The sequence below is a fragment of the Streptomyces antioxidans genome (genome assembly GCF_000968685.2).
Taxonomy (GTDB): domain Bacteria; phylum Actinomycetota; class Actinomycetes; order Streptomycetales; family Streptomycetaceae; genus Streptomyces; species Streptomyces antioxidans.
In genome coordinates this window covers 112,924-134,359 of the sequence record NZ_LAKD02000004.1, presented here as the reverse complement: position 1 = coordinate 134,359, position 21,436 = coordinate 112,924, and the positions used below count along the sequence as shown (strand labels likewise).

Annotated in this window: 9 protein-coding genes and 1 pseudogene; 6 read left to right on the top strand and 4 right to left on the bottom strand. The window is 71.9% G+C overall.

All coding sequences use genetic code 11. From position 1 onward, the window contains the following. The first annotated feature begins 10 nt into the window (after nucleotides 1-10). Together VT50_RS03065 and VT50_RS03060 are read left to right on the top strand one after the other, a co-directional pair. Nucleotides 11-10,906, top strand: coding sequence for a non-ribosomal peptide synthetase (locus VT50_RS03065; protein WP_046089793.1), 10,896 nt, complete (start codon nucleotides 11-13; stop codon nucleotides 10,904-10,906). Then, nucleotides 10,893-12,593 carry an ABC transporter ATP-binding protein gene (locus tag VT50_RS03060; protein ID WP_046089792.1) on the top strand — a complete coding sequence of 567 codons (1,701 nt, stop codon included), beginning with the start codon at nucleotides 10,893-10,895 and terminating at the stop codon, nucleotides 12,591-12,593. The genes VT50_RS03065 and VT50_RS03060 overlap by 14 nt, the downstream gene beginning before the upstream one ends. A 9-nt stretch (nucleotides 12,594-12,602) precedes the next feature. On the opposite strand, the gene VT50_RS03055 is transcribed toward VT50_RS03060, so the two are convergent. Continuing rightward, the gene (locus tag VT50_RS03055; RefSeq protein ID WP_046089791.1) at nucleotides 12,603-13,703 is read right to left on the bottom strand and encodes an alpha/beta hydrolase-fold protein; all 1,101 of its coding nucleotides are present in this window, start codon (nucleotides 13,701-13,703) and stop codon (nucleotides 12,603-12,605) included. A 94-nt stretch (nucleotides 13,704-13,797) separates the two neighbouring features. Between VT50_RS03055 and VT50_RS03050 the strand changes: the two genes are divergently transcribed. Together VT50_RS03050 and VT50_RS03045 are read left to right on the top strand one after the other, a co-directional pair. Further along, on the top strand, nucleotides 13,798-14,010 hold the full coding sequence (locus VT50_RS03050) for an MbtH family protein (protein WP_046089790.1): 213 nt from the start codon (nucleotides 13,798-13,800) through the stop codon (nucleotides 14,008-14,010). A 45-nt stretch (nucleotides 14,011-14,055) separates the two neighbouring features. Continuing rightward, nucleotides 14,056-15,633: an amidohydrolase gene (locus VT50_RS03045; RefSeq protein ID WP_046089789.1), complete on the top strand. Its 1,578-nt coding sequence runs from the start codon at nucleotides 14,056-14,058 to the stop codon at nucleotides 15,631-15,633. A 38-nt stretch (nucleotides 15,634-15,671) separates the two neighbouring features. Here VT50_RS03045 and VT50_RS03040 read toward each other — a convergent pair. Further along, nucleotides 15,672-15,926 (bottom strand): annotated as a pseudogene (locus VT50_RS03040) (pyridoxamine 5'-phosphate oxidase family protein); the annotation flags it as partial. A 404-nt stretch (nucleotides 15,927-16,330) separates the two neighbouring features. Here VT50_RS03040 and VT50_RS03035 point away from each other — a divergent pair. Next, a complete protein-coding gene (locus VT50_RS03035; protein ID WP_046089788.1) occupies nucleotides 16,331-17,023 on the top strand; it encodes a response regulator in 693 nt (230 codons plus the stop codon). Nucleotides 17,024-17,246: 223 nt separating this feature from the next. Here VT50_RS03035 and VT50_RS03030 read toward each other — a convergent pair whose 3' ends face one another. Both VT50_RS03030 and VT50_RS03025 read right to left on the bottom strand, forming a co-directional pair. Further along, the gene (locus tag VT50_RS03030) at nucleotides 17,247-18,938 is read right to left on the bottom strand and encodes a sensor histidine kinase (protein WP_046089787.1); all 1,692 of its coding nucleotides are present in this window, start codon (nucleotides 18,936-18,938) and stop codon (nucleotides 17,247-17,249) included. A 283-nt stretch (nucleotides 18,939-19,221) separates the two neighbouring features. Beyond that, nucleotides 19,222-20,112 (bottom strand): LysR family transcriptional regulator, encoded by an 891-nt coding sequence (locus VT50_RS03025; protein ID WP_046089786.1) that lies wholly within the window; start codon nucleotides 20,110-20,112, stop codon nucleotides 19,222-19,224. Between the two features lie 151 nt (nucleotides 20,113-20,263). Between VT50_RS03025 and VT50_RS03020 the strand changes: the two genes are divergently transcribed. Further along, complete coding sequence (locus VT50_RS03020) at nucleotides 20,264-21,424, top strand: CaiB/BaiF CoA transferase family protein (RefSeq protein WP_158083182.1); 1,161 nt, start codon at nucleotides 20,264-20,266, stop codon at nucleotides 21,422-21,424. Nucleotides 21,425-21,436: the final 12 nt, after the last annotated feature.

Sequence of the window (21,436 nt, the reverse complement as noted above, 5' to 3'; positions counted from 1 at the left end):
TGAGTCTTCGATGATGGAACCGAGCGCTCGTCTCGCACTGCTCACCCCCGACCGACTGGCCGGCGTACGGCGGCGGGTCGGCGGCTACCCCGACAGGACCATCGCCGAAGCGTGCGCCATCGGGCTGTCGTACTGGGCGACGGGCGAAAGCCCCGAGGGCATCGACCTCACCCCCGGCACGCTGTTCGCCGATGTCCTCGGGTGGGTCGACAACGGCGGGGTGGGACCCGCCGGCTGGCGGGTCGGCGCCGACGGCCGGAGCATCGCCGCCCCGGCAGGCGTCTCGCTCGCCGATGCCCAGCGCGCCCTCGACGACCTGGCCGACTTCCCGGACCGGCCCATCGGCACCATCGGCCCGGTCGGCACGGCCGAGCGGCTGGAGTCGCTGGCCGAGTGGAACGATACGCAGGCCGACCGGGACCGCCCGACCATCGTGGAGATGTTCCGCGAGCAGGCGCGGACCAGGCCGGACGCCGTCGCCATCGTCGACGAGCACCGAACGCTGACGTATCGTCAGGCAGCCGCCATGTCGAGCCAGCTGGCCCACCATCTGATCGACCGCGGACTCGATCGCGAGCAGGTCGTCGGCATCTCGCTGGACCGCTCGGCCGACATGGTGATCGGGCTGCTCGCCGTGGTCCAGGCGGGGGCCGCGTTCGTGCCGCTCGATCCGCGGTGGCCCGCCGCACGCCGCGCCGTCGTCATCGAGGACGCCGGGGTCGTCGTGCAGCTCAACCACTCCGGCGAACACGACCCGGGTGAACCGGAAGCCGTGGCCGTCGACCTCGGCGACTGGAGGTTCGACTCCCACCCCACCGAGGGGACCGGAATCACCGTCCCCGGCGCGGCCCTGGCATACGTGATCTTCACATCCGGTTCGACCGGGCGGCCCAAGGGCGCGATGATCCGGCACGAGGCGATCAGCGAGCGCCTGCTGTGGCAGGTGAACGAGATCCTGGGCTTCGGCCACGACGACGCGTCGCTGTTCAAGGCGCCGTTGTCCTTCGACATCTCCATCAACGAGATCTTCCTGCCGCTGGTCTGCGGCGCCAGGCTGGTGGTCCTGCGGCCCGGGGGCGAACGCGACCCGCACCATCTGCTGGGCGTGATAGCCGAGCAGCGGGTCACCTTCACCTACCTGGTGTCGTCCATGCTGGACGTGCTGCTGGAGATGGCGGGCGACTCCGGCCGCCTGGACAGCCTGCGGCATGTGTGGTGCGGCGGCGAGGTGCTCACTCCGGAGCTCTACGAGCGGTTCCGCGGCAAGCTGGACATCCCCCTGTACCATGGCTACGGCCCGGCCGAGACGACGATCGGCGTCTCCCATGTGATCTACCGGGGCGCGGCGGAACGCCTGTCCACCTCGATCGGCAGGGCCAACCCCAACACCCAGCTGTATGTGCTGGACGACGAACTGCGCCCGGTCCCGGTCGGGGTCGGCGGCGAGCTCTACGCGGGAGGGTTCCTCCTGGGGCGCGGATACGCGGGCGCGCCCGGTCTGACCGCGTCCCGGTTCGTCGCCAACCCCTTCGCCGACGACGGTTCCCGGCTGTACCGGACCGGTGACCTCGCCCGCTTCCACCCGGACGGATCGCTGGACTTCCTCGGCCGGGCCGACAACCAGATCAAGATCCGCGGTATGCGGCTGGAGATCGAGGACGTCGAGGCCGGTCTCGCGGAGCACCCCGGCGTACGGCACACCTGCGTCGTCGCCAAGCAGAACGCCGCGGGCGGCACCTACCTGGTGGGTTATGTGATCCCGGTGGCCGGGCGCAAGGACCTGCGCGCGGACGAGGTCACGGAGTGGGCCGGGGCGCACATGGTGGAGTACATGGTGCCCGCCCATATCGTGGTGATGGAGGAGTTCCCGCTCACCGCGAACGGCAAGCTGGACCGGCGCGCGCTGCCGGAGCCGGCGATCGGCCAGGGCTCGCTCATCCAGCCCACCACGGAGAACGAGCGTGTGGTGTGCGCGGCGGTCGCGGCACTGCTGCGGCGCGACGAGGTCGGTGTCGACCAGGACTTCTTCCAGCTCGGCGGGGACAGCATCCTGGCGATCTCGCTGCTGAGCGCGTTGCGCGACGCCGGTCTCCATGTCACGGCACGGCAGATCTTCACCCACAGCACGGTGGGCGCGCTCGCGGCGGTGGCGAGCCGTGAGGAGGTCTCCACGGGGGACCACCGCGATGTCGCGACCGGTCCGGTCGTGGGATCGCCCATCGTGCAGTGGCTCGGCGAGACCACGGACGCGATCGACGGCTTTGTGCAGTCGGTGGTGGTGAACACCCCGGCGGGCCTGACCGCCGGCGCTCTCGACGAGATCCTCGCCGTCCTCGTCCGGCGCCACGACATGCTGCGCGCCAAGCTGGTACGCGGCGACAGCTGGAGCTTCGACATCCCGGAGGCCGGACCGGCCGCCGCCGGTTGGCAGGAGAGCGACCGGCCGCTGGAGGAGTGCGTCGCGCTCGCCACCGGCGGACTGGACCCGGCGGGCGGGGTGATGCTGCGTGCCGTCTGGCGGCGCCAGGCACGGCAGCTGGTCCTGGTCGCCCATCATGTGGTGATCGACGGCGTGTCCTGGCGGATCCTGATGGAGGACCTGGCCACGGCGTGGCGCCAGTTCGCCTCGGGCGCCCCGGTCGAACTGCCGCCGGTGGGCACGTCGTTCCGGCGCTGGACACAGCTGCTGGAGCGCGCGGCGTACGACGCGGACAGCGCCTACTACCGGCGCCCGCTGCCGGGTACGGACCAGCCGGTGGGCAGGCGCGCGCTGTCCGGCGACGACACCGTCGCGTGCGAGCGGGTCCGGACCCTCCCGGTCGGCCCCGAGGTCACGGCCGCGCTGCTGGGGGAGATACCCGCGAAGTTCCACGCGGGCGTCAACGACGTACTGCTCACCGCGCTCGCCGTCACTCTCGCCCGGTGGCGCCGCGACCTCGGACAGGACCAGACGTTCGCGCATATCGAACTCGAGGGGCACGGCCGCGAGGGGCAGTTCGTGGCGGGCTCCGCCGGTTTCGAGCCCGAACTGTCGCGCACGGTGGGCTGGTTCACCACCCTGTTCCCGGTCACCGTGGACCCCGGCGCGGCGGCCGACTTCACCGCCCCCGCATACCTGACCGCCGCGCTCAAGGCCGTCAAGGACGACCTCGCCCGGGTGCCGGACAACGGCGTCTCCTACGGCGCGCTGCGCTATCTGACCCGCACCGGGTTCGACTCGCCCGCACCGCAGGTGCTCTTCAACTACCTGGGCCGCTTCGAGGCGGGCGAGTCCGGGGACTGGCAACTGTCCGGGTCCACGGGCCAGTTGGGGGAGAGGCGTGACCCGAGGATGCGCCTGCCGCGAGCCCTGGAGTTCAACGCCATCGCCGAACCCGCCCCGACCGGTGCGTACGAGCTGGTCACCACCGTCTCCTGGCCCGACGGGATGTTCACCGACGAGGACATCACGGCCATCGGCGAGTACTTCCGGGAGACACTGACCGCCCTCGCCGGGCTCGACCTGGGCGGCCACTCTCCCAGCGACTTCGGCCTGGTCCGGCTCACCCAGGCGGACGTCGACGCCCTGGACGGCCCGGCGCTGCGGGACATCCTGCCGCTGACCCCGTTGCAGGAGGGCCTGTACTTCCATTCGGTCTTCGACGACGACTCGGCGGGCTCCTACGTCGAGCAGCAGTTGCTGAAGCTGGACGGAGAGGCGGACGCCGACCGGCTCGCCTCGGCGGCCACCCGATTGCTCACGCTGTACCCGAACCTGGCCGCGCGGTTCGTGGCCCTGGCCGACGGGCGTGTGGTCTCCGTGCTGGAGGGCGGTGTTCGAGCGCCGTTCACCACCCTGGACCGCCCCGGGATCACCGACGCCGAGATCCGCGAATACGCCGAGCGGGACCGGCGCACCGGGTTCGACCTGGCGACCGGCCCGCTGATGCGGTACACGCTCATCCGCGCGGGCTCCGGCCGGAACATCCTGGTGCAGACCGTGCACCACATCATCGCCGACGGCTGGTCGGTGCCGCCGATGCTCCGTGCGCTGCTGGCCGAGTACCACACGCCGGGGACCACGTACCCCGTCGGCGGCTTCCCCGACTATGTGCGCCGGCTCGCCGGTCGCGACGCCGAGGAGAGCGACCGGGTATGGGGCGAGCAACTCGCCGATCTGACCGGCCCCTCGCTCGTCGCCGAGGGGCACACCTCGTCCGACCGGTTCGCCGACACCGCCGTGGAACCGGCCGACGACATCGACACGGCCGTACGGTCCGCCGGGGTGCCGCTGAGCGTGGCCGTGCACAGCGCGTGGGCGGTGACGCTGGGCTCCCTCCTGCACGGCCAGGACGTGGTGTTCGGTTCCACGGTGTCCGGCCGCGACGCGGACGTGCCCGGCATCGAGGACATGGTGGGCCTGTTCATCAACACCATCCCCGTACGCGCCCGTTGGGCCGCCACCACCACGGCGCACGACCTCCTCACCGCCGTCCGGGAACACCAGAGCGCGGTGCTTCCGCACCAGCATGTCTCGCTGGCGAGGATCGGCCGCCAGGCCGGGGCGGGCACGCTCTTCGACACCCTGGTGGTGTTCGACGTCGCGACCGATCCGGCCACGCTGCGGCGCCCCGGCGACACACTGGTCATCACCGACATCGCCAACGAGGGCGCCCCGCACTACCCGTTGACGCTGGTCGTCGAGCGCGTGGCCGACGGCCGTCCGCGCTTCAACCTGATCTACGACGGGGCACTGCTGCGGGAGGCGAGCGCCCGGACGATCCTGCACACGTTCACCCGGACCCTCACCGGGCTGCTCACCCGACCGGACGCCCTGGTCGACGATCTGGCTCCCGGGAACGCCACCCGTCCCGCGCCGGTCAGTCCCGTGACCCTGGGCGCGCTGTTCGACGCCGCCGCGGACCGCGACCCGGCCGCCACCGCCGTCACCCAGTGCGGCCTCGACGGCGGCAGCCGGTCACTGACCTACGGCGAACTGGCCGGGGCGAAGAACGAACTGGCCTCGGCGCTGCGCGCGGCCGGTGTCGGGCCCGGCACTCGCGTCGCCGTCGCCGTCCCGCGCTCCCTCGAACAAGTCCTCGCCCTGGTCGCGGTGGTCACGGCGGGCGGCGCGTACGTACCGCTGGACCCGGCCCACCCGGACGAACGGCTGGAGTACATCCTCGCCGACTCCGCTCCGCAGGTGGTTCTGGTGGACGGCGAGCAGCGGGACCGCTTCACCCGGATGCTGGACCGAGCGGGCGTGAGCGCCCAGGTGTTCGTGCGGGGGGACGAACCGCCGACGGGGGAGACGACCGGTCCCGGGCCCGGCTGGCACGACCCCGCGTATGTGATCTACACATCCGGATCGACCGGCCGGCCCAAGGGCGTCGTCGTTCCGCACTCCAGCGTGGTGACGCTGCTCGCGAACACCCGGCCCCAGATGGACTTCGGCCCGCATGACGTGTGGGTCCAGTTCCACTCGTACGCCTTCGACTTCGCGGTCTGGGAGCTGTGGGGCGCGCTGGTCCACGGTGGTGAGCTGCTGGTGCCGGAGTACGGCCTGACGCGCTCCCCGGTCGACTTCCACCGGCTGGTCCGCGAACGCGGTGTCACCGTGCTCAATCAGACCCCTTCGGCGTTCTACCAGTTCATCGAGGCCGACCGGCATGCCGATGAGCCGGTCACCGCACTGCGCCGGATCATCTTCGGCGGCGAGGCGCTGGATATCGGGCGGCTGCGCGGCTGGGTCGAGCGGTACGGCTCCGGCTCGCCCGAGCTGGTCAACATGTACGGCATCACCGAGACCACCGTGCATGTCACCCACCGGGTGCTGACCGAAGAGGACTTCGGCTCCTGCGACGGCGCCAGCCCCATCGGCGGCCCGATCCCCGGGCTGGTCACCTACCTGCTCGACGACCGGCTCCGGCCGGTGGCACCGGGCCGGGTGGGCGCCATCTACGTCGCCGGTGACCAGGTGTCGCTCGGCTATCTGGGCAGGCCGGGGCTCACCGCGGGCCGGTTCGTGGCCGACCCGTTCGCGGGTGACGGCTCCCGTATGTACCACACGGGCGACCTCGCCCGGCGCACCCTCGACGGCGAGCTGGAGTTCACCGGCCGCGTCGACGACCAGGTCCAACTCAAGGGATTCCGCGTCGAGTTGGGCGAGGTGGAGGCCGCGATCAGGGAACTCCCCGGCGTGGTCGACGCGGCCGTCACCGTGGCGGACACCGGTGACCACCTGGTCGCACACATCGTGGGCCGGGTGCCCCGCGATATCACCCGCCCGCTGTCCGCGAAGCTGCCCGCGCACATGGTGCCCGCCCGGATTCTGCCGGTCGCGGCCCTGCCGCTGACGGTCAACGGCAAACTGGACCGGAAGGCCCTGGCCGGGCGGGTCGCAGAGCCCGTTCAGGACCAGGACCACACCCCGCCGACCGGGAGCGATTCCGCGCTCGCCGCGCTCGTCGACATCTTCGCCGAGGCCCTGCCCGGCTCCGCCGTCGACGCCGACACGGACTTCTTCCGGGCCGGGGGTGACAGCATCGTCGCCATCACCGTGGTCAACCGGGCCAGGGCGCTCCATCTGCCGATGGCGCCCAGGGACGTGTTCCTGCACCGGACACCGCGCGCGCTCGCCGGGAACGTGGCGACGCGCCCGCCACGGGAGTCGGCCGCCACGCCGGCCCGCCGCGGAGACGGCCCGCTGACGCCGACACCGATCATCCTGCGGCAGCGCGAAATCGGGGGCTCGCTCGCCCGGTTCGCCCAGGCCAGGACGCTGGTGGCCGCCGAGGGCGTCACCTTCGCCGATATCGAGCGCGCGGCGAACGCCGTGGTGGCCGCCCACCCGGTCCTCCGGCTGCGGCTGCGCGTCGAGCACGGGGTGTGGGAGCTGCGCACCGAACCCGAACGTGAGATCACCGTCGTACGGGCGGACACGACCGACGCGACGAAGGCGGCGAACGAAGCGGCCGGACGGCTCGATCCCGAATCCGGCCACATCATCGCGTTCTCATGGCTGGCGGCGAGCCGGACCCTGGTGGTCACCGCCCACCACCTCGCGGTCGACGCGGTGTCCTGGCTGATCCTGCTGGACGACCTCGCCACCGCCCTGCGCGGGCAGCCCCTGGCACCGCCGACCACGTCGTACGCCGAGTACGCCGAAGCGCTCACCCTCCAGTCCACCCATGCGATCGACGACCTCGGGCACTGGGCCACCACGCTCCAGGCTCCTGAACTGCTGCCCACCCTCGGCGAGTCGCGCGAGACCACCGTCGTGCTCGCCCCCGATGTGAGCGACCGCGTTACGCGTACCGCGCCCACCACACTCGGCGTCGGCCTCACCGAATTGCTGTGCGGCGCGCTGCGCACCGCGCTGACCCACATCCAGCCGTCGCCCACCGATCTCGCGATCGAGCTGGAGCGGCACGGCCGGGTCCCGGCGCTGGACCACCATGACTACGCCCGTACGGTCGGCTGGTTCACCTCCATCGCGCCCGTGCGGCTCACGGCACACACCGACCCCGTGGCGGCGGCCCGCGAGCTCGCCGAACGCCAGCCCGACGAGCGCGGGCACCTCACCTACGGCCTGCTCAGATACCTCAACCCGCAGACCGCTCCGCTGCTGGTCGGCCGTCCGCAGGTGCTGTTCAACTACCTCGGCCGGGGCGGTGAGTCCCAGGCGCCGCACCTCACCGGCGGCGGGGGCAGTCCGTACGCCGTCGAGGTCAACGCGTGGACCGACGCGGCCACCGGCAGCCTGCACGCCGCCTTCACCCTCGCCGATGGCATCCCCGAGGAGATCACCGAGCACTGGCGGAGCGCGCTGGAGCACATCGCGGACGCCTCCGCGACGGCCGAGCGCACGGCACCGGTCACCCCGCTCCAGCGGGGCCTGTACTTCCAGGCCCAGATGGCCGGCTCGGCCGGACACTACGTGGCGCAGAGCTGGTTCACCTTCGACCGGCGCCTGGACACCGGCGCCCTGTCGGAGGCCATGGCGCGGGTGATCGCGCGGCATCCGGTGGTGGGCGCCGGCTTCACCACCGACGACGACGGAAACCCGGTCCAGGTCCTCACCCCGGGCCGGCGGGTCGCCGTCCACACGGTGCGGCTGTCGACGGACGCGGAAGCAGAGGCCCTGCGCGCCCGGGACCGCGACACGGGATTCGACCCCGGTGAACCGCCGCTGATCCGGCTGACCGTGGTGCGTCTGCCCGAAGGCCGCGACGGCCTGCTGCTGAGCTACCACCTGCTGCTGTGGGACGGCTGGTCCCGCGCGATCGTGCTGCGGGACCTGTTCGACGCCTACCGGGCCGTCGTGGCGGGCGAGCCGTTCGACCCGGCCCCGGCCACCCCGAGCTTCGAGGACCACGCCCGGGCGCTCGCCGCCCGGGACACCGCCGCGTCGGAGCGCTTCTGGGCGGAGCAGCTGGCCGGTCTCCCCGGCCCGACGCTGCTCGCCGGACGCGCGCCGGCCCTCTCGGAGGAGCTGCCGCACGCGCTCGTGCACACGCTGTCCGCCGAGGGGTCGGAGCTGCTGCGGGAGGCGGCCAGGGCGCACGGCGTCACACTCAACTCGGTGCTGACCGGCGCGTTCGGCCTCCTGCTGGGCGCCCACACGGGCCGCGGTGACGCCGTGTTCGGCGTGACCGTCTCCGGCCGGGAGGGCGAGGGGCTGGACGGCATCGTCGGGGTGCTCCTCAACACCGTGCCCATGTGGACCCGGGCCCGGCCGGACGACACCGTCGGGGAATACCTCTCCGCCGTGCAGACGGCCAGGGTCGAGGCCATGGACCACGAGCACCTCGGACTCGGCGAGATCCAGCGGGCCACCGGGCACGACACCCTCTTCGACACCCTCTTCGTGCTCCAGAACTTCCTGGACCTGGACGGGCTCGCCGAGATGAACGACCGGCACGGCATCACCTCGGTACAGGCCGACGACTCCACCCACTACCCCTTCACCTGGGTCGTCACGCCAGGCGACCGGCTCACGGTCAAACTGGAGTACCGCGACGAGGACACCGCGAACGCGCGGCGGCTCCTGGCGGACTACCTGCGGGTGCTCGAGGACCTGGCCCGCTCGACCGGACCGGTCGGCGCGCTGCCGGGAGTGGGGCCGCGGCCCTCGCCTGGCGAGCGTACGGACATCGGCACGGACACCGTCGTGGACCGGTTCGATCAGGCGGCGGACCGCGCCCCGGAGCGGGTGGCGCTCGTCGCCCATGGCTCGGCCATGACCTTCGCCGCGCTCAGGGACCGCAGCCGCGCCGTGGCGGGTGTGCTCGTCCGGCGCGGCATCGGCCCCGGGGCGACCGTGGGGCTGGCGATCCCGCGCTCCCCGGACTCGATCGTGGCGCTGTTCGCCGTGTTGCGGGCCGGCGCCGCGTATGTGCCGCTGGAGCTGGACCACCCGGACGAGCGGATCGCCTCGATCGTCGCGGACGCCCGCCCGGACGTGATCCTCACCGTGAGCGCCGTGTCGCCCCGGCTGACGGGCGACCTGATCGAGCTGGACCGGCCCCTGCCGGAGGCCGAGCCGTATCGGACGTTCGCGCCGGACGACCCCAACCGCCTGCGGCACCCCGCGTACACGATCTACACCTCGGGATCGACCGGGCGGCCCAAGGGCGTGGTGACCGAGTACGCCGGGCTCACCAACATGCTGATCAACCATCAGCGCCGGATCTTCGCGCCGGTGCTGGCCGAACACGGCCACCGGGTCTTCCGGATCGCGCACACCGTGTCGTTCGCGTTCGACATGTCCTGGGAGGAGCTGCTGTGGCTCGCCGACGGCCACGAGGTGCACATCTGTGACGAGGAGCTGCGCCGTGACGCCCCCCGGCTGGCCGAGTACTGCCTCGAGCACGGCATCGACGTCATCAACGTGACCCCCACCTACGCGCAGCAGCTGGTGGCGGAGGGCCTGCTGGACGACCCGGCACGGCGGCCGGCGCTCGTCCTGCTCGGCGGCGAGGCGGTCACCCCCGCGCTGTGGCGGCGGCTCGCCGAGACCGAGGGGACGGTCGGCTACAACCTGTACGGACCCACCGAGTACACCATCAACACCCTGGGTGTCGGCACCTTCGAATGCCAGGACCCGGTGGTGGGCGTGGCCATCGACAACACCGAGGTGTACGTGCTGGATCCATGGCTGCGGCCGCTGCCGGACGGAGCCCCCGGTGAGCTGTATGTGTCGGGCATCGGCATCGCCCGCGGCTACCTCGGCCAGGCCGCCCAGACCGCGCACCGCTTCGTGGCGTGCCCGTTCGGCGCACCCGGCGAGCGGATGTACCGCACCGGGGACCTGGTGGTCCGCCGGCCCGACGGGAACCTGATGTACCTGGGCCGCACCGATCAGCAGGTCAAGATCCGGGGCCACCGGGTCGAACCGGGCGAGGTCGAGGCCGCGTTCGCGGCGCACCCGGCGGTGCGGTTCGCCGCCGCGGTCGCGCAGCCCGATCCGCAGGTCGACGGCGCCTACCGGCTGGCCGCCTACCTCGTCCTGGACGGCGCCGACCTGGCGGCGGTCGCCGCCGAGGCGGGCGCCGGGCTGCCGGACTTCCTGCGCCCGACGCACTACGCCCAGGTCGACAGCATCCCCCTGACGGTGAACGGGAAGGCCGACACCAAGGCGCTGCCGGAGGCCAAACCGCTGGGCGCGCTGACCACGGCGGGGGAGCGGGGGCCGCAGACCGGGACCGAGACCGTGGTGTGCGAGTTCTTCGCCGAGGCACTCGATCTGGACGACGACGAGGTGAGCGCGGTGAGCGACTTCGTGTCCCTGGGAGGGCACTCCATGGTGGCGGTACGGCTGAACGGGCTGCTCCGCCGGGAGTACGGCCCCGTGATCACGATCCGAGACCTGTTCACCCTGCGCACCCCGGAAGCGATTGCCCGTTACCTTGATGAAAACTCCTGACACCCAGCGGCCCCGACCGGGGTCCGACATCCTCCGCACCGCGCTGCGCCGCAACGTCCGCGCCATGGCCTCGGGCACCGTTCTGATGGGCCTGTACCAGGCCGGTGAGACCGCCTTCCCCATCGCGCTCGGCCTGATCGTCGAGCACACGATGCGGGACCGGAACCTCGGCGCGCTCGGCCTGTCCATCGCCGCGCTGGCGGTGATCATCACGACGGTGTCGCTGTCGTGGCGGTTCGGGATGCGCGTCCTCCAGAAGGCCAACACCACCGAGGCGCACCGCTGGCGGGTGAAGGTGGCCGCCTGCGGACTCCAGCCGGTGGCCAGGGACACCGACCTGAAGTCCGGCGAGGTACTGACCATCGCCACCGAGGACGCCGACCAGACCGCGGACATCATCGAGGTGGTGCCGCTGCTGATCAGCTCGCTGGTGGCGGTGCTGGTCGCGGCGGTCGCGCTGGGGCTGGCCGACATCCGGCTCGGTCTGCTGGTGCTCGTGGGAACCGTCGCGATCCTGTCGATCCTGAGCGTGCTCTCCAAACGGATCGGCACCAGCACCCGTGAGCAGCAGGCCCGGGTGGCGCGTGCGGGGGCCAAGGTCGCGGACCTGATCACCGGCCTGCGCCCGCTGCACGGTTTCGGCGGCAACCACGCGGCGTTCCGGTCCTATCGGAAGGTCAGCGCGGAGGCGAAGCACCAGGCGATCACCGTCGCCAAGGTGAACGGCGCGTACGCGGGGGCCGCGCTGGCCCTCAACGCGATCCTCGCCGGCGCGGTGACCCTGACGGCGGGCTGGCTGGCGTTCCACGGCCTGATCAACGTCGGGGAACTCGTCATGGCGGTGGGACTGGCGCAGTTCATCATGGAACCGCTCAAGATGTTCGCGGAGATGCCGAAGTACATCATGATCGCGCGCGCTTCGGCCGAGCGGATGGCACTGGTGCTGACCGCGCCGCCGGTGATGACCCCGGGGCCGGAGCGCCCGGTCGAAGGGGGAGACCTCGAGATCGACTGCGTCCGGTACGGGGAGCTGCGGAATCTGGAATTCAAGGTGTCCGCGGGCGAGTTCGTGGCCATCGCCGCCTACCAGCCCCGCGCGGCCGCCGAACTCGCGTCGATCCTGGCGGTTCAGGTGCCACCCGGCGCGTACGAGGGAGCCGTGCGGATCAGCGGGCGGGAGCTCGCGGACCTGTCGGTCGAGGCGGTCCGCGAGCACATGCTGGTGAATCCGTACGACGGGGAGATCTTCGCGGGCACCCTGCGCACCAACATCGACCCGTCGGGCGCCGGCCGGATGGTCCCCGAGGCCGTCGAGGCGTCCATGCTGACCGATGTGGTCGCCCTGCACGGCGAAGGGCTCGACTACGGCGTCCGCGACCGCGGTGCGAACCTCTCCGGGGGGCAGCGCCAGCGGCTGTCCCTGGCCCGCGCCCTCGCCGCGGACACCGAAGTCCTCGTGCTGCACGACCCGACGACGGCCGTCGACGCGGTCACCGAACAGCTCATCGCGCGGGGCGTCGCGAAGCTTCGCCGGGGCCGCACCACCATCGTGATCACCAGCAGCCCGGCCCTCCTGGACGCCGCCGACCGGGTCCTCGTCCTGGACGACGGCGTCATCGCGGTCGAGGACACCCACCGGAACCTCCTCGCCACCGACGAGGACTACTGCGCGGCGGTGGCGCGGTGAACCAGGCCGTCAGCCGAGCGCCCAGGCGACGTCCCGGAGCAGCGCGTGCCGCCAGCCCGCCCGGTCGTGGTCCGAGGCCGACCGGGAAACCCGCACGGTCGCGCCCGCCCGTTCGGTGAGGGTCTCGACCGGCTCGCAATGGGGCAGCATCCGGGTCTCGTGCTCCCCGACATCGAACGCGATCCGCAGACCGGACAGGTCGGGGCGCTTCCGCAGGCGGGCGGCGATGGTGCCGCCCACCGGGCCGCCCAACGGGTCCGCCAGGTCCATGGCGCCGGGGGTCCACCAGAAGGACGCCGACTGACAGGCGACGCGGGACACCAGACCTGGGAACTCCAGCGCCGCGTACATCGCGCTCAGCCCGCCGAGGCTCTGCCCGGCGACCACCAACCGGTCCGGGTCGGCGGGCACGCCGGTGTCCGCCACCAGCGGCAGCAGTTCATCCCGGACCCCCTCCCACAGCTCGGGCCGGCACCCGAACTCGGCCGCCCTGTCCTTGGACGGCAGGAAGACCAGCGTGACCGGGGGCATCTCGCCACTGGCGACGGCCGAGTCGAACGCGGTCATGGCGGGGTGCAGATACAGCCAGTCGTCCCCGTCCAGGAGCAGGACCACGGGCCCGCCGCCGCCCGCCGGATGGACGCGCACGGTGCGCCGCCCGCCGAGCCGACCGCTGTTCCAGCGGACCCGGGTGAGCGGAACGGGCAGTACGGCGTCCGCACCCATGGCGGGCCAGTGCGGCTGGGCCGGGGCGTCCGGGGTCGCGGCGATGGACCGGTCACCGCCCGCGCCGACCGGGTTGAACGGGTCTGCGCATGCGGTGCCGCCCACGAGGAACTGATACGTCACCCGCAGCCGCGCGGGCACGCGGACCGTGGCGTACCAGCAGTCCGTATCGCCCCAACGACGCAGGGGGACCGGTTCCGACCAGCTCTCGAAACCCACGCTCGCCTCGGGCCCGCGCCACAGGAACAGGATCGCCCAACCGCCGTCCTCGGCCGGAGCCGACACGGGCGTGCCGACCGCGGCCCAGAACTCCTCGGTGCCGGGAGTGCCATGCAGCCCGAACGCGGCGAAGGCGTGCTCCATGTCGGCCGTGACCAGGGGCATGAACGACTCCTTGTGAGAGGGAAGCGGCAAAGGCTAAGCTCCGGTCGGTTAGGTCAGCCTAACCTAAGGTCAGTGTTCCGAGGAGGAGCCGAGCATGAGTACCAACCCCTTCGACGACCCCGAAGGCCGTTTCCTGGTCCTGGTGAACGACGAGGACCAGCACTCCCTCTGGCCGTCCTTCGCCGAGGTGCCCGGGGGGTGGACGGTGGTCTTCGACGAGAACACCCGAGAGGCGTGCCTGGAGTTCATCGAGGCCCACTGGACCGATATGCGCCCGCGGTCCCTCGCGGCATCCGCGGACGGCTGATCCGCCGCCGTAGCGAACCACCTGCGTCCAGGAGAGCCCTGTCAGATGCTCTGTACCAGACTGACGAACGCCCGCTTCCTCACCATGGACCCCGACCACCCCGTCGCCCACGACCTGGGCATCTGGCGGGGCCGGATCGTCGGTCTGGACGAGGCGGTGACCTCGCTGCCCGCACATGAGGTGATCGACCTTCAGGGCGCCACCGTACTGCCCGGTTTCATCGACGCCCATGTCCATCTGGCCTGGACCGGCTTCAAGGAGAAGACCCCGAGCATCACGGGCCGTACAGGGATCGACGAGGTGCTCGCCGTCGTGGAGGAGGCCGTCACCCGCAAGGGCTCGCCCGGGGCCTGGGTGAGCATCGCCGGCTATGACCAGCGGGCCCTCGGCCGTCATCTGACCGCCGCCGAACTGGACACCGTCAGCCACGGTCACAAGGTGTTCATGCTGCATGACTCCGGGCACGGCTGCGTGGTCAACACCGCCGTTCTCGATCTGCTCCCCGCCGGCACCCCGCACGACAGCGGCTTCCTCGCCGAGGGCGCCATGGGCGCCGCCCGCGCCCTGCGCCTGCCGTACTCCCAGGAGGAATTGGCCCGGGCGATCGGACGGGCCGCCCACACCTGTCTCGCCGAGGGCGTCACCGCGTGCGCCGAAGCGGGCATCGGGGGCACCCTCTTCGGCCACAGTCCGGTCGAGCTGGGAGCCTACCAACTCGCCTCCGATAAGGGCCTGTTGCCGCTGCGCGTTCAGCTCATGGTCTCCGCGGACCGGCTGCGCCCGGTCGCCGCACACGAGGCCGATGGGATTCCCCGAGCCCTCGACCTCGGCCTGCGCACCGGGTTCGGCGGCGACCGGCTCTCCGTGGGGGCGCTGAAGATCTACACCGACGGCGGCATGATGGCCCGGACCGCCGCGCTCGGCAGCCCGTACGAAGGGCTGGACCACTCCGGCCAGTTGCAGGACGACCCGGATGTGCTCGCGGACACGATCGTGGACGGCCATCTCGCCGGGTGGCAACTCGCCGTCCACGCGATCGGCGACCGCGCGGCCGATGTCGCCCTGGACGCCCTGGAACGGGCCCAGCGACTCCGCCCGCGCCCCGGCGCCCGGCACCGAGTCGAGCACGCCGGCCTGATCCGCCCCGACCAGCTCCCGCGCTTCGCACGGCTCGGTGTCAGCGCGGTCGTCCAGCCCAACTTCCTGCGCTACTTCGGCGACGACTACGCGGCGATCATGGGTCAGGAGCGGGCCCCGTGGCTCTACCGGGGCAGGGCGTTCCTGGACCACGGCATCACGCTCGTCGGCAGCTCGGACCGCCCCGTCACGGACGGATCCCCGCTGCGAGCCATCCAGTTCATGGTCGAGCGCGCCTCCGAGTCCGGCCGGCTGATCGGCCCGGACGAGGGCATCACCGTCGACGAAGCCCTGCGTGCCTACACCGTCGCCGGCGCCTTCGCCTGCCACTGGGAGGACAGCCTGGGCAGCCTCACCCCGGGCAAGCTGGCCGACCTGGTCGTGCTCGGCGACGACCCCCGGCGCGTCGACATGTCGCGCATCGGGGACATCGAGGTGGTGACGACATACGTCGACGGCCGCGAGAGCGATAAGTCGGCGTCCTGAGCGTGCTGTAACCAGGGACCTTCGCCCCCGGCCCTGGATCCGGTGACCACGACGCTCCAGCCGAGGTGTGTGTCGGGGTCGATGGAGTCGGCCTCGTACGCCACCACGACGCCGCGCCCGTCGGCCTGCCCGGCGCGCGCGGTCAGGGCCGCGCCCTCGTGGGTGCGGATGACGATGTCGCCGTTGTCCAGGACGTGGTTGACCGGGCGGATCGTCGGCAGCGCGTGGCGGGTGAAGACGACCCTTCCGAAGGACGCGGTGCCCAGCAGACGCAGGGCCTCGTCATTGTCCAACTCGACGCTCCGGCGCGGCCCGGCCGGGACGGACGGGGGGGGTGCCGATGCCGGTGCGCCGGTGCGGCATGAGCGTCGTCCCTTCCGGGCGTGGGCGGCTGCCCGTCCATGGCGTCGGATGGGGGCCGGGGACGGGCTCGATCAGGTCATTGGAATGGCACCGGAACACCTGATGCCAGGGCCGTTCGGCCCTGGTCCGGGTCCGGCCGACCCCGCTTGTCCCGGTGGGGGCCAGGCTCATGATCTCCCGCATGCGGCTCTTGGCCCCGGGGCTCCAGGGGGTGGACAACAGGGCCGACCGGCCCTGGCCCTTGGGCCCCGGAACGAGAAGGATCTCAGCGCGGAGAGCCGATCCCGGCCACAGGCGGGCACCGGTACGGAACGCGGAACCAGGGAGCGGTTTGATGGCGGACAGCGAGCGGCCCGGCGCGGGCGACCCGATCCGGGTCTTCCTGCTGGACGACCACGAGGTGGTGCGGCGCGGTGTGCGCGACCTTCTGGACGACGAGCCGGACATCGATGTGATCGGCGAGGCCGGCACGGTGGAACAGGCGCTGGCGCGTGTCCCCGCGTCGCGCCCGCAGGTGGCCGTGCTCGACGTCCGGCTGCCCGACGGCGACGGGGTGACCGTGTGCCGGGAGCTCCGATCGCGCATGCCCGAGCTGGCCTGCCTCATGCTGACCTCCTTCGACGACGAGGAGGCCCTGCTCGACTCGATCATGGCCGGTGCCTCCGGTTACGTGCTGAAGCAGATCCAGGGCTCGGACCTGGTGTCCGCCGTGCGGGCCGTGGCCAAGGGCCAGTCCCTGCTCGACCCCAGCGCCACCGCCAAGCTCATGGCCCGGCTTCGCGGCAGCCGGGAGGAGGAGCAGCGGCCCGACGGACTGGCGGGCCTGACCGAGCGGGAGCGGGAGATCGTGGCTCTGATCGGGGAAGGGCTCACCAACCGCCAGATCGGCCAGCGGCTCTACCTGGCCGAGAAGACGGTGAAGAACCACATCTCCCGCCTGCTGGCCAAGCTGGGCGTGGAGCGCCGCATCCAGGCCGCCGTCATCGCCACCCAGGTCCAGGACCGGCAGCGGCAGGAAGGGCGCTGAGACCCTGGGACGGCGGGGGAGGCGGCGCTTCCGGCGCCGTGGGGATGAGAGCACCGACGGGCCCTGTGGCCGGGGTAGTTCGGCCCTATTCCAGGTGACGGCGTTGGCGGAATGATCAAGGAGCAGGACGGCGTCTTCCCGGCCGCACTCGCCAATGCGGCAGGCCCCTACGCCCGCTCACCCGCGCGTCCGCGTTCACCGGGCCGGTCCGGAGCTGGGCGCGTCAGGTGGGGGAGAGCGGGACGATCCACTCGACGACCGTGCCGCCCGGCCGGTTCGCGGACAGGTCGAAGGTGCCGCTCATCTCCTCCGCGCGTCGGCGAAGGTTCGCCAGGCCGCTGCGGCGGGTGACCGCCGGGTCGATTCCCAGGCCGTTGTCGGCCACCCTCAGGTGCAGGGTGGCGTCGGTGACCTCGACGCCGACATCGACGGTGGTGGCGTGCGCGTGCCGGGCGGCGTTGGACAGCGCCTCGCCGAGCACGGCCAGCAATTGCTCGGCTTGCTCGGCGGACACGGCCGTGTCCAGCAGCCCGGTCATGCGCAGTGCGGGGGCGAAGCCGAGCGATTCGGTGGCCCGTTCGGTGGCCGCCACCAGCTGGGCGCGCAGCCCGCTGCTACGACGGGCCGGATCGTGCTCGCGAAGGGCGTAGACGGTGGAGCGGATGATCTTGATGGTGTCGTCCAGGTCGTCCACGACTCGCTGGACCCGTTCGCTCACCTGCGGCCGGTCGGAGACCCGGCCCAGCGCGGACTGGAGGGACAGCGCACCCGCGAACAGCCGCTGGACGACCAGGTCGTGCAGGTCCCGGGCGATCCTGTCGCGGTCGTCGAGCACGACCATGCGCTCGGTGTCCCGCCGGTGCTCGGCGACGTCCAGGGCCAGCGCGGCCTGGTTGCCGAACCCGGTGACCATGTCGATCACGGCGTCGCTGAACAGGGCGCTGCCCGGGAGGTTCGCCACCTGGAGCACTCCCCGGACATGCTCCCGCGTGCCGAGCGGCACGAAGAAGGCCGGCCCCAGCTCCACGACCGAGGCGCTGCCGCCCTCGGCGCGCGGGTCGGCGCTCACGGCCTCGCTGATGATCGTCTCCCCGGATGTGTAGACCTTCGCGGCCAGCGCCGTGGCGGGCAGCACCAGTCCGCGCACCCGCTCCGTCTGCGTGCCCGAGGCGGCCTCGAGGACCAGCTCGCCACTGTCTCCGACGGGCACCCCCAGGGTGACCAGGTCCGCGTCGGCCATCTCCCGCACGGTGGCGGTGAAGGACTCCAGCACCGCGGCCGGTTCGGCACCGGACAGCAGGCTGCGGGTCAGCTCGTTGCTGGCCGCGAGCCACCGCTGCCGGCGGTGCGCCTCGTCGTACAACCGGGCGTTGTCGATCGCCACACCGGCCGCCGCGGCCAGGGTACGCAGCACCGCCTCGTCGTCCGTGTCGAACTCCGTACCACTCCGCTTGTTCGTCAGGTAGAGGTTGCCGAACACCTGGTCGCGCACCCGGACCGGGGCGCCGAGGAAGCTGGTCATCGGCGGGTGGCCGGACGGGAATCCGGCGGACGCCGGATGATCGGCCAGGTTCGCCAGGCGCAGCGGCTCCGGGTGGCGGATGAGCAGCCCGAGGATGCCCGCGCCGCGCGGGTAGGGCCCGATCCGGGCGATGGTCTCGTCGTCGATGCCGACGGTGACGAACTGCTTGATCGTGCCTTCTTCGCCCAGCACCCCGAGCGCCCCGTACTGGGCGTCGACCAGGGCGACCGCCGACTCCACGATGCGTCGCAGCACTACCTCGAGGTCCAGGTCGGAGCCGACCGCCAACACCGCGTCGAGCAACGTGTGGACCCGGTCCCGGGCCGCCCTGACCTGCGCCACCTGTTGCTGTAGGTCGTCCAGCAGTGCGTCCAGCCGCAACTGGGGAGACATCCCGGATGCCGCCACCTCACGCGAACCCCCTGCGCGCTCGTCCACCACAGCTCCCTTCACCACGCCCCCGGCCCACCCCAAGAATGCCGGACCAACCGAACTCGTACGACGGCGCCCGGGGGCGCACCCGAGCGGACAGTGTGGGCACGGCTCACCAGTGATGGGCGGATGGTGATCGTCCCACGGCTCTCGGCCCGTTGGCACCGGGCACGGCTCGGCCCGGTGGCACCGGCGGCCCACACATGCCGTTTCGCGCGCTGCCCCACCAGGCGGCCGGGATCGCTCAACCCGGGCGGCCCGACAGCTCGTCGGCGCGAGCGATGATCAACCGGCGGACGATGACGGAGGATCGCGACGGCTGACTGTCCACGCGCTGGACCAGGCTGACCTCCACCGGTTCCGCGTCCGCCAGGGGGAACCGCACCAGACCGGTCGGGGGCGGCCGGGTGCCGAAGTGCGCCAGAAGACCCACCCCGGCGCCTTCGGCGGCCATGGTCCGAACCGTTCCGGCCGACATCGCCTCGACCATCACCTCGGCGTCCGGCAGGTGCCGGCGCAGCTGTTGATGCATCACGGTGCCCGGCCTCATGGTGACGATCGGCCACCGGCCGAGGTCGGCCCAGGTGACCTCGCGCCGACGGGTGAGCGGGTGGTCGGGCCGGGCGTAGACGACGAGCGGCGCGGTGAGGAGCCGCCGGCGGGTGAGGCCGCCGGGCGCGGGCCCGTCCGGTGTGGTGGCCACGGCGAGGTCCAGGTCGCCGGCCATCACCGCGCGTTCGATGTCGCCCGAGGAGCCTTCGCGCACGGAGAACCGCAGACCCGGATGGTCGGTGAGCAGCCGCCCCATGACAGGAGCGACGATGGTCTCGACGGTCGCCGATCCCCCACCGATGGCCACCCGGCCCTGATAGGTCCCGTTGGAGGCCAGCGCCGCCTCGCACACGGCGTCTTCGGCCGCCACGAGGCGGGTGAGCGGGCCGACGAGTGCCTCGCCGGCCGGCGTCGGGCGAACGCCTCCTCGGTTCCGGGTCAGCAGAACGACATCGAGCTCCTCCTCGAGCGTGGTGAGCTGCTGTCCGATCGTGGGCTGGCTGACGCCGCAGGCTGCCGCCGCCGACCGAAGAGATCCCGTGCGCACCGCGGCGAGGAAGTACCTGGCCCGTTCGACTCGCATCGGCTCATGTTATTGCCTTCTTCTTTCACCGATTCCAGTAAGTGACGTCTTCCCGCGGCGATGACGCCGCGGGATTGTGACATCGGTCTCGGATGACCATGACGTTCCGACGCTCGTGAAAGGAATTTCCGTGCTTGGGCCCCTCGCCGGCGTGCGTGTCCTCGACCTCTCGACGGTTCTCGCCGGCCCTCTCGCCTCCTCCCTGCTCGGCGAGTTCGGAGCGGAGGTGATCAAAGTCGAACAGCCCGGGACCGGGGACCCCGCGCGCGGTTACCCACCGCTCGAGAACGGTGTGTCCGTCGGTTGGGCGGTCGTCGGCCGCAACAAGTCCAGCGTGACCGTCGACCTGCACCACCCGGAGGCCGCGGCGCTGGTCGGACGGCTCGCCGCCACGACCGATGTGGTGGTCACCAACTTCCGGCCGGCGACGCTGCGTCGGTTCTCCATCGACTTCGACGATCTGGTCGCCCACCGGCCCGATCTCGTCATGGTGCACGTGAGCGCCTTCGGGCGCACCGGCCCGTACGCAGACCGCCCCGGCTTCGCCCGCGTCGCCGAGGCTTTCGCCGGACTGACCCACAGGACGGGGTTCCCCGACGGTCCGCCGGTGTTCGCCGGCTATCCGGTCGCCGATGGCGTCACCGGGATCTACGCCGCCTTCGCCGCGATGCTCGCACTGCGCCAACGCGACCGTACCGGTGAGCCCCAACTGGCCGACATCGGCCTGTACGAACCCCTGCTGCGGATGATGGAGGACTTCATCGTTGACTACGACGCGACCGGTGAGGCCCGGGGGCGCCAGGGCAACGAGAACCCCCACATCAGTCCCAATAACCTCTACCGGACCGGTGACGGGCGCTGGCTGGCCCTGCCGGCGTCGACCGAGCAGATGTGGCGCCGGTTGATCACTGTGATGAAGGCGCCGGATCTGGCGGTCCATGACTCCATCACGGCCCGGATCGAACACCGCGCGGAGATCGAGGGCCGGGTGGCCGCTTTCGTGGCCGCCCACGACCTCGAGTCCCTGACCGAGCTGATGGCCGAAGCGGGGGTGGCCTGCGGACCGGTGAACACGGCGGCGGACATCTGCGCCGACCCCCATGTGCGGGCCCGTGGATCGGTGGTCGAGGTGACCGACGAGCACGAGGGTCGCACCCGCCTGGCCCAGGGCTCCGCCGGACGTTTCTCGGGATTCGAGCAGCGGATCGACCGCGGTGCTCCTCGGCTGGGTGAGCACACCCGCGCCGTGTTGGAGGACCTCGGCCTCGCCTCGACCACCATCGACGACCTCGCCGGTCGGGGCGTCATCTGAACCAGGAGGCAC